Origin of the sequence: Streptomyces sp. NPDC055955, assembly GCF_042270245.1 — a bacterium.
Taxonomy (GTDB): Bacteria; Actinomycetota; Actinomycetes; order Streptomycetales; family Streptomycetaceae; genus Streptomyces.
Genome location: NZ_JBHJYS010000029.1, coordinates 49854 through 64550, shown reverse-complemented (window position 1 = coordinate 64550; position 14697 = coordinate 49854). Strand labels below are relative to the sequence as shown.

The window sequence follows — 14697 nt, the reverse complement described above, 5'->3', positions numbered from 1 at the left end:
GATGATACGTAAGCGATGACTCTCCTGAACTTACGAAAAGTTTCTCAGCGGTACATCTAGTCAAGTCAACGTCGGTTGCTTATCGTCCATGCGAACGAATCAGTCGCCGCGCTCTCTCTGTGCGCGGCGGCCCTCATGGTCTTCCCACGGTCGAAAGCAGGCCCCCTCATGCACCACCCCCTCGATGACGCCGACCGCACGCTCCTGGTGACCGGCGCGGCGGTGGCCGCCGCCGGAACCCCCGTCCGCGCGGAGGCGCTCGCCGTCCGGGGCGGCCGCGTCGTCCACGTCGGCACCGCCGACACGGCACGCGCCGCTCTCGGCGGCCGGATCGACGAGAACCTCGAACTCGACGGCGGCCTCGTCCACCCCGGCTTCGTCGACGCCCACTGCCACCCCGTGATGTACGGGCAGGCCCTGGCCTGGGTCGACTGCAGGCCCGAGCGCGTCCCCGACATCGAGACCCTCGTCGCCGTCCTGACCGACGCCGCCCGCGAGCTGCCCGCCGGAGTCCCCGTGCGCGGCTTCGGCTACGAGCACCGCAGGCTCGCCGAGCGCCGCCACCCCACCTGTCACGACCTCGACCGCGTCGCCACCGACCGCGAGGTGTACGTCATGAACGCCTCCGGTCACGGCGGCGTCGTCAACTCCCACACGCTGCGCACCTGCGGCGTCACCGCGGGCACCCCCGACCCCGAGGGCGGCAGCATCGGCCGTCTGCCCTCCGGCGAGCCCGACGGGCAGCTCTGGGACGCGGCCTGTGACCTGCTCACCGGGCCCGGCGGCGTGAAGATCGGCAACCACGGACCGAACTTCCACCTCTCCGAACCCGACGCGATCATGGCCGACCACCTGCTGCGCGCGCAGGAGGTCTTCCTCGCCGCCGGCGTCACCACCGTCGGCGACGCACAGGCCTCCCGCCGCGAGATGGAGACCTATCTGAGGGCGCGCCAGGACGGTTCGCTGCGCCTGCGCGTCTCCGCCTACCTCACCTCCGCGCTCCTCGACACCGCGCTCGACCTGGGAGTCGTGAACGGCTTCGGCGACGACCACTTCCGCGTCCAGGGCGTGAAGTTCTACGCCGACGGCACACTCGGCGGCTGGACCGCGTACTTCCCCGACGGATACGCGGCGGACTGCTGCCACCACGGGCAGCTCTACCACTCGGCCGAGGAGTACGCCGAGCTCGTCGGCCGCGCCCACCGCGCCGGCCTGCAGACCGCCACGCACGCGCAGTCCCCGTACGCCATCGGCATGGTGCTCGACGCCGTCGAAAAGGCACAGGCCGACCGCGAGCGCCCCGGCATGCGGCACCGCATCGAGCACTCCGGTCTGCCCACCGACGAGCAGATCGCCCGCATGGGTGAGTTGGGCGTCGTACCCGTCATGCAGCCCCAGCACCACCTGCGGACCGGCGACGGCACACTCACCGCCGTCGGCGACCTCGGCCACCGCTACAACCCGGCGGGCGCCTGCCGCGCCGCGGGCGTGCCCGTCGTCTTCAGCTCCGACGCGCCCGTCGCGCCCCCCGCCCCGCTGGAGGCGATCTCCGCGGCGGCCACCCGGCGCACCGTGCTCGGCACCGTCCTCGGTGACGCCGCGCTGCGCATGCCCGTCGCGGACGGCCTGCACGCGCACACCGCGGCGGCGGCCAGTGCCCTGCACCGCGAACACGCGGTCGGCGCCCTGGCCCCCGGCATGCTCGCCGACTTCGTGGTCCTCGACAGCGACCCGCTCACCGCGGACCCGGCCGAACTCGCCTCCATCGGCGTACGCGAGACCTGGATCGGTGGCTCCCGCGCCTGGGCCGCCCCCGGCCGCTGACCTCGCCACCGCACAGTTCCCTGCCGCACAGCCCCCTCCGCCCTTCCGCGCCTCTCCTGTCCCCGGAGGCTTCATGCCGACACAGCCCGCCGCCACCCGACAGAGCCCGTACAGAGCCGCCTTCGCGGCCCTCGCCGGCACCTCCATCGAGTGGTACGACTTCTACGCCTTCGCCACCGCGGCGGCGATCGTCTTCGACGACGTGTTCTTCCCGCAGGACATGTCGCCCTACCTCAAGACCCTCTCGGCGTTCGCGACCTTCGCCGTCGGCTTCCTGCTGCGCCCGCTCGGCGGCATCGTCTTCGGTCACATCGGCGACCGCGTCGGCCGGAAGAAGACCCTGGTCATCACGCTCATGATGATGGGCGTCGCCTCGTTCGCGATCGGTCTGCTCCCCACCTACTCCCAGGTCGGCGCCCTGGCCCCGGTCCTTCTCATCACGCTGCGCCTGATCCAGGGCATCGCGATCGGCGGCGAGTGGGGCGGCGCGGTACTGATCGCGGTGGAGAACGCCCCGCCCGGAAAGGCCTCGTTCTTCGGTTCGTTCGCCCAACTCGGCTCATCCGTGGGTGCGTTGCTGTCGACCGGTGCCTTCAGCCTCATGAACCTCTTCGGCAGCGACGCGTTCATGAGCTGGGGCTGGCGCGTGCCGTTCCTGGCGTCCGCGGTCCTCGTGGTCGTCGGCCTCGTCGTACGGGTGAAGCTCGAGGAGTCGCCCGTCATGTCGGAGGTGCGTGAGGAGCACGCCGCCACCGAACAGAAGCTGCCCGTCGTGGAGGTCTTCCAGAAGGCGTGGCGCACGGTCCTCATCGGCGTCTTCGCCCTGGCCACCGCGACCGGCGGCTACTACGTGGTGACCAGCTTCCTGCTCTCCTACGGCACCGGTGACCTCCACCTGTCCGAGTCGATGCTCCTCAACGGCCTCACCCTCGCGGCCTTCCTGGAACTCCTGGTCACGCCGTGGCTGTCCTGGCTGGCGGACCGGGTGGGCCCGCACAAGGTCGTCATCGCGGGCCTGGCCGGCGTGATCGTCCTGGCGATCCCGCAGTTCATGGTCCTCGGCACCGGCAGCGTCGTCCTGATCTGGCTGCTGATGCTGGCGATGCGCCTGGTGATGTCCGCGCTGTACGGGCCCATCGCCTCGATCCTGGCGGAGGGCTTCGCGCCGCACGTCCGCTACACCGGCATCTCGCTGTCCTACCAGATCTGCAACCTGGTCTTCGGTGGCCTCGCGCCGCTCGCGGCGGTCTCGCTCGCCGCGGCCGCGGGCGGCCATTACTGGCCGACGGCACTCATGCTCATGGTCATCTCGGCCATCGGCATCTGGTGCACGGCCCGACTCCGACGCCTGCGGGGGCTGCAGGCACCGCAGAGGACGGCTGAGGCGACGGAACACGGGGTGGCGAGCGGCGTCTGAGGATCGCCGACCGATCACCGCGGCCGGGCAGGACCCGTGCACGTCGAGGCGCACCGCGCGCCGGGCGGCACGGATCCGGCCCGGCCGCGGTGCTGTCGTCACCCCGATCTCACCCCGTCCCCAGAGCCATGCTCCTGCGCCGGTCGAGTTCTCCCTGTACCCGCGCCACGTCCTGCGCGTAGGGGCGGTACAGCAGGGTGAGGACCGCGCCGTTGACGAGCATCAGGATGACGAGGACCCACAGGAACACCGGCCGGAGTCCGACCATGTCGCCCAGGAACCCCGCGCCGAGGCTGAACGCCGCCCAGGCGATCGCCTCGAAGACGGAGACGTAGATGGCGAAGGCGGCGGCACGCTGCTCGGGTGGGGTGACCGCCATGACCATGGGCCGGTTGACCGGCGGGTTCATCCCCTGGGCCACGCCCATGAGGCCGAAGAAGACCGCGAACAGGGCGATGCCGTCGTACTCGATCTGGGTACCGAAGAACGCCGTCACGGCGAACGCGAACTGCGCGCCCTGCAAGACCGCGACCAGCCCGTACCGGGGGCTGCGGCGCGCGGCCCAGTCGGCCGCGAAGCCGCCGAGAAGCGTGCCCAGGAAGTAGCCGACGCCCATCGGGAGCAGCACCACCGAGGCGACCTGGGTGCTGAAGCCGAACACGTCCACCAGATAGACCACACCGAACGTGGAGATCAGGAGGTGGCCGGACAACAGCCGGGACACCAGCAGGATGAACAGACTGCGGACCCTGAACAGCGCCACCGCCTGCGACCAGGTGACCTTGGCGACGTGTGCCGCGCGGGCCTCCTGGTCCAGGTCGGCGAGTTGCCGCTCCGCGGCGCCCCGGCCGGGGTCGCGGAACCACAGCCAGATTCCGCAGCCCAGCGCGATGTTGAACGCGCCGATGCCCCACAGTCCCCAGCGCCAGCCGTCGTCGACGCCGGCCAACTGCCCCTTGAGCGGCCCGATCACCGAACTGACCAGCGCCACGGCGCCGTACACGAATCCGACCGCGCGGCCCCGTGACGAGCTGTCGAAGAGGTCGCCGATGATCTCCGTGATGACGGGGTGGGCGGCCGCGTAGCCCGCCGCGAGGATCGTGTAGAGCACGAGGAGCTGCGCGAAGTTCTGGGAGAAGCCCGCGGCCACCCCCCAGACACCCCACAGGCCCGTCGCGAGGACGAGGACGCCCTTGCGGGACCAGCGCTGCGCGGCCCACACCCAGAACGGGCCCGTGAACACCCCCACGATCTTGCTCGCGGCGGTGAGGACGCCGAGTGCCCCGAGCGAGATGCCGAGCGACTGCCGGATCAGCGGGAACAGGCCGCTGACGAGGCTCGCCTCGGTGCTGTCGACCAGCAGCGCGCCGCCGAGCAGCGACAGCTGGCGCCCGCGCCGGTGCACTCCGGGTGGTCCGATGTCCTTGGTCGTTCTCGCTGGCCCATCGATAAGCTCGGGCATGGCGCCACCCTTTCTTGGCATGGTTCTTCGCGGAGCGGTGCGGAGGGAGAGGTGCCTGCCGGTGACGGGGTGGCCGCCCCGTCACCGGCGTACTTGCGGTGGTGCGGCGGCACGGACCTGCCGGCCCGGGCCGCGGTTCGGTCAGAGCGCGGCGAGTTCCTCGGCGACCCTCCGCAGCCGCGGCGCCGGGAAGAGCCCGCCCGCCAGGGCGGCGACGTCGATCAGGGGCGTCGGACCCAGGATCTGCAGGAGTTCCGAGTCCACGACGCCCGGCAGGTGGCGGCGCAGGACCTCCACCGCCACCGGGTCGGAGATCAGGGCCCGGATCGGGGTGCGCAGCGAGAAGCGGCCCTCCGGGTAGTCGTCGGCGCGCGGCAGGGGCTGCGTGGCGACCTCGGCCTGTTCGCGCTGGGCGCGCACCAGCAGGTGTTTCTCGGTGACAGGCCCCACCGCGGGCAGGCCCAGCCGCTCGTACTGGCCGGGCGGCGCCTCGTTCGCCCGCATGAGGTCCACCATCAGACGCGCCATGCGCAACTCCACCGCGTCGTCGACGAGCGGGGTGCGCTGCTCGGGGTCGGACTCCAGGTCGTAGAGCAGCGTGCCGTGCTGGTACGGGTTGAAGAGCGTGCGCCCGGACATGCGCAGTGTGCGGACGCCCTTGGTGAAGCCGAAGGGTTCGGCGAGTTCGAGGTCCGTCAGCTCCTGAGGCGTGAACCGGCCCCGCATGTGTGTCGGCATCAACGTGTGCTCGTGCAGTGGAGCGTTATCGGGGGAGACGGGCGCCCTCATGTAGACGTGGCGGCCGTCGGTGACATTGACGTGTCCGCCGTGCATGCCGAACAGGCCCGCCTCGCGTACAGGCATGTCCGAGAGCGGCGCGCCCTGCATGTCTGCGGGCCGCGGGACGTCGAAGAACTCCAGGAGGGTGGGCGCCAGATCGATGGTCTGCACGAGGTCCCCGCGCCGCTCGCCCGTCGCGCCGGTCCGGGGATCCCAGGCGAACAGGGGCAGATGGACGAGTTCGTTGTACCAGGGCTGCACGCTCTTGCCCCACCAACCCTTCTCGCCGAGCAGCAGACCGTGGTCGGTGCAGACGAGGAGCAACGTGTCGTCCCACAGGCCGAGTTCGTCCATCGTGTCGAGAACCCGCCCGAGGGAGTGGTCGCACATGGACAGCAGTGCCGCGTACTCGTACCGGGCGTGCCCGACCTGGTCGTCCGTCTCCACCACACGTTTGTAGTCGGGCCAGTCGAAGTGCGGGCCGTCGTAGTCGTGCGGATAGAGGTCCTTGAAACGCTGGTGGCTGAAGAACGGCTCGTGCGGGTCGAAGGTCTCTATCTGTACGAACCAGTTGTCCGCGTCGTGATTGGTGTGGACGAACTCCAGGCCCGCGTCGAACGTCAGGGTCTGCGGATGACGGTCCTCGGTCGCCATGTGCGCGCGGTTCACCCAGTCCTGCCGGTAGATGCCACCGAACCGGACCTTCTTGAGGTCCTCGGGCATCTCGGGATCCGTGACCTGCCCCTTCCACGGGTCGCCCTCCTGCCCGCGGAAGAACTCCCAGGTGTTGTACCGGCCGTGGTAGGTCGCGCCGCCGTCCTCCCAGTAATGGGGGTGGTCGCTGACGAGGTGGGTGTAGACGCCGCTCTGCTTGAGCAGTTCGGGCATCGAGTCGTCGAACGGCTCCAGCGGGCCCCAGCTGCGGTGCAGGAAGTTGTGCCGGCCTGTGTGGATCTCCCGGCGGGCCGGCATGCAGGGCATCGAGCCCGCGTAGCAGTTGTCGTACGTGACGGACCGTTCGGCGAGCCGGGCGAAGTTCGGCGCATGCGTCCAGTCGCCTCCGTAGGGCGGCAGCATCCGCCGGTTGAGGCTGTCGAACATCACCATGATCGCCTTCACGCGGCGTCTCCTGTCTGCTGCTGCGTAGGTGTAAGGCCTTCGGACTCCCGTCGTCCGGTCTCCAGGCGCCGCAGCATCCCTTCGAGCCAGGCCACCCAGCGGTCGACGGACGCGGCGCCGTAGGCGTGCAGCTCGTCGCTGATCTCGCGCGCCAGGTCCTGGTCCAGCTCGGGCAGCGGGTTCTCGAATCCGATGTGCCGGTCGCGGTCGCGGTTGCCGGCGATCTGGGCGCGCCGATAAGTGAGTTCGGTCCTGATCAGCCGGATCGCCGCTTCCTTGTCGAGCGGGGCGGCGAAGCTGAACCTGGCCAGGAAGTCGGCGTCCTGGAAGCGGCTGGGCGGGTCGTAGGGGGAGTGCACCCACTCCATCAGGACGTCGCGCCCCCGTGGTGTCAGCCGGTACAGCTTCGCGTCCGGCCGCCCCTCGCGCGGATCGACCTCGTACGCCACCCAGCCGTCGTCGACCATGCGCCCGAGCAGCCGGTAGATCTGACTGTGATGGGCGCGCGAACGGAGGAACTGCCCTTCTGTCTCCACCCACTTGCGCAGGTCGTAACCGCTGAACGGGCGGTACGACAGCAACGCGAGCAGGACGTACTCGAACTTCACGACCCTCACCCCTATGTGCACAATCACCTATGTGCAGAGATTCATATCGCCGGGGGTGTGGGCAGTCAACAGATCCGGCACGCTCTTGTCGAGGCGTTCACAATCGGCCGGAGGTACGTAAGGGCGCGGCACCGTCAGATCGGCTGCGTCCGGTGGATGGAGTACTGCTCCATGAGCTTGGCGCGCGTCGCCCCGAGCCGGTACGCGAGGATCTCGGCGACGGTGCGGATCAGGGTCATGCCCAGCGCGGGATCGGCATCGCAGAGATTGCGCACCGCACGTGCGTCGAACTCGTAGGCGCGCACGGGGCTGAACGCCTCGGCGCCGAAGTCCCACTGGTGCGGCGGGAACAGCCATGACCAGCCGAGCAGATCACCCGCGCCCAGCGAGGCGACGGTCACCCGCCTGAGCTCCGTGACCTGCTGGTCCAGCGAGACCGCGCCCGAACGTACGACCCAGAACCGGTCGGCGATATGGCCCTCTTCGAAGATCCGCTCGTCCTCGTCGAACGACACTTCCTTGGCGAGCGTCATCAGCCGCTCGCGGTGCTCGTGAGGAAGAGCGGACAGCAGTCGCGTGGCGTTCGTCATGGACAGGCCTCCTCGCCGAGGTTCCCCACCTTCCATTGGAGCCGCCACGGGCCGATTGAGCACCCCGGGGGCGGCACCGAATTCCGGGAAACACGTGGAGCGACCCACCGGCTTCGCAGCGCAGCGGAAAGCCGCTCGACGACACCGGTGGCGTCCTGCGCGCACACGATGAGTGGCCGGGTCGGTCGGTCGCGACGTGCGACAGCGTGCGGACTCCGGAGCAGTCCGGGCCGGCGGTGTCCCGGAAACGGGAGTCCGGCCCCCGGAATGGCGGCGAGCGACCGCCGCAGGGCCGGACATACGTCCTGGCGGATCGCTCGCGCGACCGCGACAGCGAATCGGTCGCGCGGGTCGACGGTCGCCGTCGTGGCGACGCATTCTCCCGGGACGGGACGGGACGGGGCGGGGCGGGGCGAGCCTGGCCCGCCGGGGCGCTGCCGGAGCGGCCGTGACCCGGCGGGCCGTCCCGCGGTCGGCGAGACGACCCCACCCGTGTCAGCGAGGCGACGAACCGGGCGCTCGTGGCAGGTCGGCCATGCGCCTCATCCCCGACTCCTGCGCGTCGACGAAGCCCCGCGCGAGGGTGACGAGGACGGCCGCGCCGACGAAGAGGAGCCGGACCGGAGCGCACCGCCCGGCCGCCTCACCGGTTTCGGCGGTCTCCGCCGACGCCGTCGTCAGCTCCCCTCCAGACCGTTCGTGCAGGCGGCGCCGGGCTCGGGGGTCTGCGCACCCTGCACGTACTTGGTGAAGAACTGCTCGACCCGCGGGTCGGACGCCTTGTCCACGCTGAGCTGGTGGCCCCACGCGGAGAGCATGATCGGCCCCGTCTGGTCGTCGACCGGACTCATCAGCGAGTAGGGGGTCCTGGCGACCTTCTCACCGAGCTTCGCGACGTCGGCGTCACCGGCCTTGCCGTTGTACGTCACCCACACCGCGCCGTGTTCGAGCGAGTGCACGGCGTTCTCGTTCGCTATGGCCTTGGTGTAGACAGTGCCGTCGCACGTCATCCAGGCCTGGTTGTGGTCCCCGCCGACGGGCGGGTTCATCTGGTAGGCGACGGCCTCGGTGACGTGGTCGCGGCCGAGCTTCTTCGCGTCCCAGCTCTTCTCGCCCCGCACGGGCTTCTTCGCCGCGGCTGTGCGCTGCTCGTCCTTGTCGTTCGCGCTGCCGATGGCGTACGCGCCGAAGCCGACGAGCCCGGCGACGATGACCGTGCTGAGCGTGATGGTGATGACGCGGTTGCGCCGGTCGCGGACCTGCTGGGCGCGGCGCATCTCGTCGATACGGGCCTTGCGCGCGGTGGCCGCTGCCTTCTTGCTGGTTCTGCTCATGGGGATGACTCCTCGCCGCCGCGCGGTGTCGTGGCGCGGCGGTTCTGCGGGACGGACGATGGCGTGCGCGAGCGCGCGTGCTGCACGGCGGGGCGATGAGCGCCCCAGCCCGGCATCGGCCTAGGTCCGCTGAATCTGGAGGACGTGGAGGTCAGGGGCGGTGCCGGAGGGCGGGACGCCCGAGGGGCCCTGAGGTGGGATCTCCGGCCGCGCGGCGGCGGGCATCCGGGGCAGCACCGCCGAATGCGGCTGCACGGGAGCGGAGAGCACGGCGCGTACACCACGGGAGGCCGGGTCGCAGCACCTGTCCCCGGCCGGGCAGTCGCCCCGTCGCGCGACGGTCTCCACCGCGTGCGGGTACACGGATTGCGCATGATGGTGCGCCGCGCCGCCGGCCGTGACAGAGGTCGCCGTGGGAAGAGTGCCGTCCGCCATGCCGTCGGCGCCGTGGGCCGCGGGGCCCAGGCACATCACCAGTGCCGCCAGCAGCACGCTCAGGGCAGGGCAGAGCGCGGCGATCCGCGTGGCCCACCACGCGCCGCGCCTCGCACGCTGCGTCCTGCTCCCGGTCATCACCGGTGATGTTAAGTGGTGCCTGTGAAAGCCCTGTTGGGCAGGGGGCGAACCTCCGGGTTCTCTACGCGGAGTGGTGGGCGAGGACCGCGTGGGGGTCGGGGACGCCGGGGTCGGGTGCCGGGTCGGCGTGCACCAGTGCGCCGGTGAGCTTGGGCACGGCGTGCAGCAGGGCGTGCTCCGCGGCGACCGCGACCTCGTGGGCGGCCCGCACGCTGAGCGCGCCGTCGACGACGATGGCGACCTCGGCGCGCAGCCGGTGCCCGATCCAGCGCATCCGCAGTTCGCCGACGGCGAGGACACCGGGTACGTGTTCCAGGGCGTGCTCGGCGCCGTCGACGACGGCCGGGTCCACGGCATCCATCACGCGCCGGAAGACCTCACGGCAGGCGTCGCGCAGCACCAGAAGGATGGCGGCGGTGATGGCCAGTCCCACGAGCGGGTCGGCGAGCCGCCAGCCGACGGCGGCCCCGCCCGCCCCGATGAGCACGGCGAGAGAGGTGAACCCGTCCGTACGCGCGTGCAGTCCGTCGGCGACCAGCGCCGCGGATCCGATGTCACGGCCGACGCGGATGCGGTAGCGGGCGACCCATTCGTTGCCGAGGAACCCGATCACGGCGGCCGCGGCCACGGCCGGCAGGTACGTGATGTCGCGCGGGTTGACGAGCCGGTCGACCGCCGTCCACGCGGCGAAGGCAGCGGAGGCGGCGATGGTGAGGACGATGACGAGCCCGGCGATGTCCTCGGCGCGTCCGTATCCGTAGGTGAAGCGGCGGTTGGCGGCCCGCCGGCCCAGGACGAAGGCGACGCCGAGCGGCAGCGCGGTGAGGGCGTCCGCCGCGTTGTGGACGGTGTCGCCGAGCAGCGCGACCGAACCCGAGAGGACGACGACGACCGCCTGGGCCGCCGCGGTCGCGCCCAGCACGGCCAGCGAGATCCACAGGGCACGCAGGCCCCGGGCCGACGCTTCCAGTGCCCGGTCGGTCTTGTCGGCGGTCTCGTGGGAGTGCGGGGTGAGGACATGCGCGAGCCGGTGCCGCCACCGGGCCGCCGCCGGTGCGGGGCCGTGGTCGTGGTGGTGACCGCCGCCGTGGTGATGCGGGCCGTCGTGGGCTGCGTGTCCGTGCTGAGGGCTCAAGAGTCGGGCCTTCCTGGACGGGGCGGAGTGTGGAGGTCGGCGTCTGGAGGTCGGAGGCTGTGGGATCGGGGCCGTGCTGGACACCGGAAGGCGTCCCGTTCCATTATGTGCGTATGAGCGCACGCATGCACCTGTCACCTGCGCACGGTGCGCACCCGCAAGATCCGAGCGGCGAGCAGCTCGCCTACGCCGCCGACCTCCTCGGCCTCCTCGCCGACCGCACCCGTCTCGTACTGCTGCACACGCTCGGCAGGGGCGAGGCGGATGTCACGACGCTCACCGAGACGTGCGGCGCGGCCCGCCCCGCCGTGAGCCAGCACCTGGCGAAACTCCGTCTCGCGGGCCTGGTGACCGCCCGCAAGGAGGGCCGCCGCATGGTCTACGCGCAGCCCGACGGGCATCTGCGGCGCCTGGTGAGCGAGGCGCTGAACCTCGCGGACCATCACCTCGGCCCCCGGCGCGGCGTCACGGCGCCACGGGCCTAGCGCCGTTCGGGATCCTAGGATCCCCGGTATGACGGATCCCGACTGTTACGCGTGCGGCAAGGAAGCGCGGTTCGCCGGCCTGCCGCCACGCGAGCGCATCGCCTTCGACGAGCACTGGCGAGTGGTCCACGCCATCGGAACGGCGCTGCCCGGCTGGCTGGTGCTGCTGCCGCGACGTCATGTGACGGCCGTCCATGACCTGACCGACGCGGAGGCCGGGACGCTGGGCACCTGGCAGGTCGGGCTCTCCCGCGCGCTGCGCAGTGTGACCGGCTGCGAGAAGACTTACGTGGCACAGTTCGCGGAGGCCGAAGGCTTCTCGCACGTGCACTTTCACGTGGTGCCCCGATCGCCCGACCTTCCGCGGGAGCAGCGTGGTCCAGGTGTCTTCGCGATGCTCGGCCGGCCGGAGGAGGAGTGGGTGACGGACGGCGAGGCGGACCGGATGGCGCGTGCGCTGCGGGCTTGTCTCCGCCCCGATCCGCTCATGTGACCGCGATGGTGACGTGGTGTCAGTTCCCCGTCGGGGAATCCTGGTCGAGTACGTACAGCTCCGGCAGGTTGACGACGATGGCCTCCTGCGTGCTGCGCGCGATGACGACGACCGCCTCCTCGTCGGGGCTCGGGTTCTCCTCGCGGTGCGGGACGTAGGGCGGCACGAAGATGTAGTCGCCGGGTGCCGTGCGGAGCCGGACCTCTTCAGGGGTGCCGGTGGAGTCGTCCAGGAACACGAACTCCGGGTGGCCCTTCACGACATGGATCGCCGTCTCCGAAGCGCCGTGGTGGTGGTTGGAGGAGGCCGTGTCGGGGGCCACGTGTGTCTGGCCCATCCAGATGCGCTCGGAGCCGACCGTGCTGCCGCTGATCGCCGCGAACCGCCGCATGCCCCCGGTCTGCGCGGTGTCGCCGTCCAGTTCGCCCGCGCGGATGTGGTGGAGCCGGGCGCGCAGTGGCGGCTGTGCGCCATGGTCCGGGAGGTCGGGGTGGAACGCGTCGCGCTCGGGGGAGTCGCCGGCGTGTGAAGGTGTGGCCATGGCAGTCCTGCTCGTCGTGGGCGGGCCGTCGGCGGTGGCCCGGCGTGGAATGCGGGGGTGCGCGCCGGTGTTCGGTGCCGATGACGACGGAGACCGAGGTGCTCACGGCTCGCTCGGTGCCGTGAACGCTCAAGATCTTCGGCCGACGGTAGAGACCCGGTCGAATGGATGTCAAGGTTTGTCCGTTGCCGCGGCTTCGGGTCCTGATTCCCGGCCGGAGCTGTGTCTGATGGTGGCCCGGCAGGGGCGACCGATGGGTGGATCTCGAAGTTTCTGACGACTGTTTGATGTGTCGTCAGGAGATGTTGAAGCACGAGGAGTTCAAGGGGGGCGCGGCAGGGGCGACGTACGCTCGCAGCCGGGCGAGCCGGCCGTCGGCGGTGGTCCGGTCGGCGGTGGACGTGGCGGGGGTCTCGACGCGGCGGGGCGCTCGTACAGTCCGATGGTGATGCGCGCGGCCGACTCGGTCCCCAGCGCCGGTGTCTGCTCGCACCCCGCGCCGGTCCTGTTCGCCCGGTCGAGCAGCAGCGCGGCCACTCCGCGTCGCCGGGCGCGCGTGCTGACGAAGTGCCGCTCCGTGGCAGGCACGCGCCGCTCGGGCAGCCGGCGGCCGTGGCCAGGGCGAGTTCTGGCGGGGTGAGTGCCATGTGTCCGACGGCATGGGTGCCCTCTGCGCGACCCCGGCGTCGGTCGTGCCGTGGGGAGTCAGCCGGGTCGGCGGGCCGGCCCACCGGGCAGCGGTCGGGCACCTGGACCCGGCGAGGGCCTCGACGCGGCGGGCGGGTCGGCTTCGGCGCGCGGGCGCACCGTGAGTTCGTTGTGTCGGTCACGCCCGAGATCCCGGCATCCGGTCACCTCGCGGGATCACCGCACCCCGTGCGGGCCCGCCGGATCATCGCACTCCGGGGCGCGCCGGGCGGTCACCGCACCCCGTGCGGCCGGAACTGGATGCTGATCCGGCCGCCGGCGGCCCGCGTCGTCTTCGGGACGGCGTGTTCCCACGTCCGCTGGCAGGAGCCGCCCATCACGATCAGGTCGCCGTGGCCCAGCGGCCTGCGGATCACGTCGCCGCCGTCGCGCGGGCGCAGCAGCAGGTCGCGCGGCGCGCCGACGGAGAGGATGGCGACCATGGTGTCCTCCCGGGCGCCGCGGCCGATGCGGTCGCCGTGCCAGGCGACGCTGTCGCGGCCGTCGCGGTAGTGGCACAGCCCGGCTGTCGCGAAGGGTTCCCCGAGTTCGGCCGCGTAGTGCGCAGACAGCGTCTGCCGGGCCTCGTCGAGGACTGGGTGGGGGAGTGGCTCGCCGGCGCCGTAGAAGGCGAGCAGGCGCGGCACGTCCACGACCCGCTCGTACATCTGTCGCCGCTCGGCCTTCCACGGCACCTCCGAGGCCAGCTGCTCGAACAGGGCGTCGGCGCCACCGAGCCAGCCCGGCAGCAGGTCGATCCAGGCGCCGTCGCCGAGCACCGTCCTGCGGATCCCGTCCAGCGGGCGCAGTCGCACGTCGTCGCTCTGGTCGAACAGGGACCCCTGGAGTTGGTGCGTTGCCATGTGGCCAGCGTACTCCTAGATTCGAACGTATGAGCTAATTGGCTGGACGCGGGCACCGTGTGCCCTGCGAAACTGGGCGTGTGGACGAGATGAGACGGTTCCGTCGGGCGGCCGGAGCGTGGGCGGCGCACGGAGGTGACGACGGGCCGGCCGCGGAGGCGGCCCGTGCGCTGGCCGTCGCGGCCGGTGTGCGCAAGGTCGTCCTGGTCGAGGGCGAGAGCGACCTGGTCGCGGTCGAGGTGCTGGCCCGGCGGCGCGGGCGCAGCCTCGACGAGGAGGGCGTCGCGGTGCTGCCGCTCGGCGGCGCCATGAGCATCGGGAGATTCCTCGCCGTGTGTGGCCCGGACGGGCTCGACGTCACCGTCGCCGGGCTGTGCGACGCGGGGGAGGAGCATTACTTCCGCAGCGTTCTGGAGCGGACCGGCCCGAGCCCCCACCTCACCCACGCGGACATGGAGCAGCTCGGCTTCTACGTGTGTGTCGCGGATCTGGAGGACGAGCTGATCCGCGGCCTCGGCGCGGACACCGTGCAGGAAGTCCTGGGTATCGAGGGCGACTTGAGGTCCTTCCGCACCTTCCAGAAGCAGCCGGCGCAGCGGGACCGGGGCGTGGAGCGGCAGTTGCGCCGTTTCATGGGCACGCACAGCGGCCGCAAGGCCCAGTACGCACGCTCGCTCGTGGAGCGGCTCGACCTCGACCGGGTGCCACGCCCTCTGGACCGGCTCCTCGCGCATGTCTGACTCCGGCGCGTACGTCTGACGCCGGCACGCCACGCACCCCGCT

Annotated in this window: 14 protein-coding genes; 5 read left to right on the top strand and 9 right to left on the bottom strand. The window is 71.3% G+C overall.

What is annotated here, in order from left to right; all coding sequences use genetic code 11:
• Nucleotides 1–168 precede the first annotated feature (168 nt).
• Both ACFC96_RS40025 and ACFC96_RS40020 read left to right on the top strand, forming a co-directional pair.
• Nucleotides 169–1824 (top strand): amidohydrolase family protein, encoded by a 1656-nt coding sequence (locus tag ACFC96_RS40025; protein WP_340456905.1) that lies wholly within the window; start codon nucleotides 169–171, stop codon nucleotides 1822–1824.
• A 73-nt stretch (nucleotides 1825–1897) separates the two neighbouring features.
• Nucleotides 1898–3241: an MFS transporter gene (locus ACFC96_RS40020; protein WP_376617234.1), complete on the top strand. Its 1344-nt coding sequence runs from the start codon at nucleotides 1898–1900 to the stop codon at nucleotides 3239–3241.
• Nucleotides 3242–3350: 109 nt separating this feature from the next.
• On the opposite strand, the gene ACFC96_RS40015 is transcribed toward ACFC96_RS40020, so the two are convergent.
• The 7 genes from ACFC96_RS40015 to ACFC96_RS39985 all read right to left on the bottom strand — a co-directional run bounded on the left by ACFC96_RS40015 (nucleotide 3351) and on the right by ACFC96_RS39985 (nucleotide 10845).
• On the bottom strand, nucleotides 3351–4703 hold the full coding sequence (locus tag ACFC96_RS40015) for an MFS transporter (protein ID WP_376617232.1): 1353 nt from the start codon (nucleotides 4701–4703) through the stop codon (nucleotides 3351–3353).
• 141 nt (nucleotides 4704–4844) lie between these two features.
• Nucleotides 4845–6602 carry a sulfatase-like hydrolase/transferase gene (locus tag ACFC96_RS40010; RefSeq protein WP_376617230.1) on the bottom strand — a complete coding sequence of 586 codons (1758 nt, stop codon included), beginning with the start codon at nucleotides 6600–6602 and terminating at the stop codon, nucleotides 4845–4847.
• Nucleotides 6599–7210: a PadR family transcriptional regulator gene (locus ACFC96_RS40005; protein WP_376617228.1), complete on the bottom strand. Its 612-nt coding sequence runs from the start codon at nucleotides 7208–7210 to the stop codon at nucleotides 6599–6601. The genes ACFC96_RS40010 and ACFC96_RS40005 overlap by 4 nt, the downstream gene beginning before the upstream one ends.
• 134 nt (nucleotides 7211–7344) lie before the next feature.
• Nucleotides 7345–7800 carry a cyclic nucleotide-binding domain-containing protein gene (locus ACFC96_RS40000; protein ID WP_340458443.1) on the bottom strand — a complete coding sequence of 152 codons (456 nt, stop codon included), beginning with the start codon at nucleotides 7798–7800 and terminating at the stop codon, nucleotides 7345–7347.
• Nucleotides 7801–8477: 677 nt separating this feature from the next.
• Complete coding sequence (locus ACFC96_RS39995) at nucleotides 8478–9134, bottom strand: DUF3105 domain-containing protein (RefSeq protein ID WP_376253868.1); 657 nt, start codon at nucleotides 9132–9134, stop codon at nucleotides 8478–8480.
• 120 nt (nucleotides 9135–9254) lie between these two features.
• A complete protein-coding gene (locus tag ACFC96_RS39990) occupies nucleotides 9255–9707 on the bottom strand; it encodes a hypothetical protein (RefSeq protein ID WP_340458440.1) in 453 nt (150 codons plus the stop codon).
• Between the two features lie 64 nt (nucleotides 9708–9771).
• On the bottom strand, nucleotides 9772–10845 hold the full coding sequence (locus ACFC96_RS39985) for a cation diffusion facilitator family transporter (RefSeq protein WP_376617226.1): 1074 nt from the start codon (nucleotides 10843–10845) through the stop codon (nucleotides 9772–9774).
• Between the two features lie 113 nt (nucleotides 10846–10958).
• On the opposite strand from ACFC96_RS39985, the gene ACFC96_RS39980 reads away from it, so the two are divergent.
• Nucleotides 10959–11330: a metalloregulator ArsR/SmtB family transcription factor gene (locus tag ACFC96_RS39980; RefSeq protein WP_340458438.1), complete on the top strand. Its 372-nt coding sequence runs from the start codon at nucleotides 10959–10961 to the stop codon at nucleotides 11328–11330.
• 28 nt (nucleotides 11331–11358) lie between these two features.
• Nucleotides 11359–11823 (top strand): HIT family protein, encoded by a 465-nt coding sequence (locus tag ACFC96_RS39975; RefSeq protein WP_376253857.1) that lies wholly within the window; start codon nucleotides 11359–11361, stop codon nucleotides 11821–11823.
• A 19-nt stretch (nucleotides 11824–11842) separates the two neighbouring features.
• Here the strand turns inward: ACFC96_RS39975 and ACFC96_RS39970 are convergent, their stop codons facing one another.
• On the bottom strand, nucleotides 11843–12364 hold the full coding sequence (locus ACFC96_RS39970) for a cupin domain-containing protein (RefSeq protein WP_340458436.1): 522 nt from the start codon (nucleotides 12362–12364) through the stop codon (nucleotides 11843–11845).
• 920 nt (nucleotides 12365–13284) lie between these two features.
• Nucleotides 13285–13914, bottom strand: a complete 630-nt coding sequence (locus tag ACFC96_RS39965) for an alpha-ketoglutarate-dependent dioxygenase AlkB (protein WP_376253854.1) — start codon at nucleotides 13912–13914, stop codon at nucleotides 13285–13287.
• 89 nt (nucleotides 13915–14003) lie between these two features.
• Between ACFC96_RS39965 and ACFC96_RS39960 the strand changes: the two genes are divergently transcribed.
• Complete coding sequence (locus ACFC96_RS39960) at nucleotides 14004–14654, top strand: TOPRIM nucleotidyl transferase/hydrolase domain-containing protein (protein WP_376617295.1); 651 nt, start codon at nucleotides 14004–14006, stop codon at nucleotides 14652–14654.
• Nucleotides 14655–14697: the final 43 nt, after the last annotated feature.

Excerpts from the sequence above, each read along its gene's own strand:
- ACFC96_RS40025 (WP_340456905.1), top strand. The coding sequence starts at position 169 with ATGCACCACCCCCTCGATGACGCCGACCGCACGCTCCTGGTGACCGGC.
- ACFC96_RS40020 (WP_376617234.1), top strand. The coding sequence starts at position 1,898 with ATGCCGACACAGCCCGCCGCCACCCGACAGAGCCCGTACAGAGCCGCC.
- ACFC96_RS40015 (WP_376617232.1), bottom strand. The coding sequence starts at position 4,703 with ATGCCCGAGCTTATCGATGGGCCAGCGAGAACGACCAAGGACATCGGA.
- ACFC96_RS40000 (WP_340458443.1), bottom strand. The coding sequence starts at position 7,800 with ATGACGAACGCCACGCGACTGCTGTCCGCTCTTCCTCACGAGCACCGC.
- ACFC96_RS39995 (WP_376253868.1), bottom strand. The coding sequence starts at position 9,134 with ATGAGCAGAACCAGCAAGAAGGCAGCGGCCACCGCGCGCAAGGCCCGT.
- ACFC96_RS39990 (WP_340458440.1), bottom strand. The coding sequence starts at position 9,707 with ATGACCGGGAGCAGGACGCAGCGTGCGAGGCGCGGCGCGTGGTGGGCC.
- ACFC96_RS39980 (WP_340458438.1), top strand. The coding sequence starts at position 10,959 with ATGAGCGCACGCATGCACCTGTCACCTGCGCACGGTGCGCACCCGCAA.
- ACFC96_RS39975 (WP_376253857.1), top strand. The coding sequence starts at position 11,359 with ATGACGGATCCCGACTGTTACGCGTGCGGCAAGGAAGCGCGGTTCGCC.
- ACFC96_RS39970 (WP_340458436.1), bottom strand. The coding sequence starts at position 12,364 with ATGGCCACACCTTCACACGCCGGCGACTCCCCCGAGCGCGACGCGTTC.
- ACFC96_RS39965 (WP_376253854.1), bottom strand. The coding sequence starts at position 13,914 with ATGGCAACGCACCAACTCCAGGGGTCCCTGTTCGACCAGAGCGACGAC.
- ACFC96_RS39960 (WP_376617295.1), top strand. The coding sequence starts at position 14,004 with ATGAGACGGTTCCGTCGGGCGGCCGGAGCGTGGGCGGCGCACGGAGGT.